The sequence below is a fragment of the Pontibacter lucknowensis genome (assembly GCF_900156415.1).
GTDB classification, from domain to species: Bacteria; Bacteroidota; Bacteroidia; order Cytophagales; family Hymenobacteraceae; genus Pontibacter; species Pontibacter lucknowensis.
Map to the genome: position 1 here is coordinate 1 of NZ_FTNM01000018.1, position 1,301 is coordinate 1,301.

Here is a 1,301-nt window from a genome sequence, read left to right on the forward strand (position 1 = left end):
CAGATATACCCGAAGCGAAGGCAGTAAAGAACTGTTAAAATGGTAAGTATTGATAAAGTAAGTCCCTTCATTCTATAACTTTCATTTTGGCTAACGTTCTTGGCTATGCGGCTGCATAGCTGCCGTATAGGTGTTGTTGGGTGAAGGTTTTCTTATTTTTACTCTATCAGACCGTATTCTACTATCGCATCAGCCCAAATAAGTTCTTTATTCATCTCCACTGCTTTCTTGACTAATACTTCTATTGCTTTCTGATTCAAATCTTTCTTTTCAATCTCTTCTACAAATCTTTTAGAATCTTCAGGATTTAAACCTTTGGCTCGCTCTTCAAGATTGCAACACCCATATCCATCAAAAGAAATTCTTACTAAATAAATACGGTTATCCTTAGTTCGATTAAAATCTATAAAAACAGAACCATCAAGACATCCTAAATAATAATCTGCCTTGCGAGTTTCAGGCATAGTTGTTTTAAAGAAATCGAAGTCTTGATTCATTATGTTTTAAATTACACCCAACGGTCTGGTACATAAAACGGGCAAGGCGCAGCCGCAGCTTGGTTTATGTGCAGGGTTAGCGGATGCTTTTCTTCTTATTTCTATTTGCTTTTAGGTCAGTCATAAACGAATCTCTGTACTCCCTTAGTTTGCGTCTGTACCAGAATGGGAGTAGATACAAGAATGTTAGAATTACAAACCACCCACCGACCACTATAACCACACCCAAAGTGCCACTATCAGTAACAAGAGCAAACAAAGTCAAAAACACGAGAAAACTTAAAAATATGGAGATAGCAAGGAAATAAGCTCCAGTATAAGGAATCATTTCACCTTCCGCTGTTGTCTCTGAACCACTCTCTCCTTCATTGAATGTGATGTTTATTTTGCCTGCGCCTCTATAAGGATTGAACATCTTAGGATTTACTTCTATCTCCACTGAATTTTCACTGGTAAGCTTCACTTCTTTGTAGTCGATAAGGCCAATACCAAGTATGCTTGCTAAGTCTCTTTTCTTTCCTTTTTCTCGTGCGATAGTCTCCATTACCTTAGACTTAGGTTGGTTAATCTCTATTGAGAATTTTTCATGGTATTGTTCGAAAATTTTCTTCATACTTTGAAGTAACCGCTAACAATCATTGGAAGGAGACGTCCTGTTGGTTTTGTAGGGATTGATGTCTTCTTCGGGTAGTTATCCGTGCTTGTTTTTCCTTTTTTTGTAGTTACTGTGTGGAATTTCTATTTTTATTGAGGGAAAAACAAGCTGCTCGTTGGGTTATTTTCTCCTTCTAAATGGCGGCTTTA

Annotated in this window: 2 protein-coding genes; both read right to left on the reverse strand. The window is 37.4% G+C overall.

The window, feature by feature from the left end; all coding sequences use genetic code 11:
• Positions 1 to 158: 158 nt before the first annotated feature.
• Positions 159 to 497 carry a hypothetical protein gene (locus tag BW972_RS19515; RefSeq protein WP_083674283.1) on the reverse strand — a complete coding sequence of 113 codons (339 nt, stop codon included), beginning with the start codon at positions 495 to 497 and terminating at the stop codon, positions 159 to 161.
• 76 nt (positions 498 to 573) lie between these two features.
• Complete coding sequence (locus BW972_RS19520) at positions 574 to 1,110, reverse strand: hypothetical protein (protein WP_076423353.1); 537 nt, start codon at positions 1,108 to 1,110, stop codon at positions 574 to 576.
• Between the last annotated feature and the right edge of the window lie 191 nt (positions 1,111 to 1,301).

Bases quoted from the DNA above. Each gene is read 5' to 3' on its own strand.
- BW972_RS19520 (WP_076423353.1), bottom strand. From the start codon at position 1,110: ATGAAGAAAATTTTCGAACAATACCATGAAAAATTCTCAATAGAGATT.
- BW972_RS19515 (WP_083674283.1), bottom strand. From the start codon at position 497: ATGAATCAAGACTTCGATTTCTTTAAAACAACTATGCCTGAAACTCGC.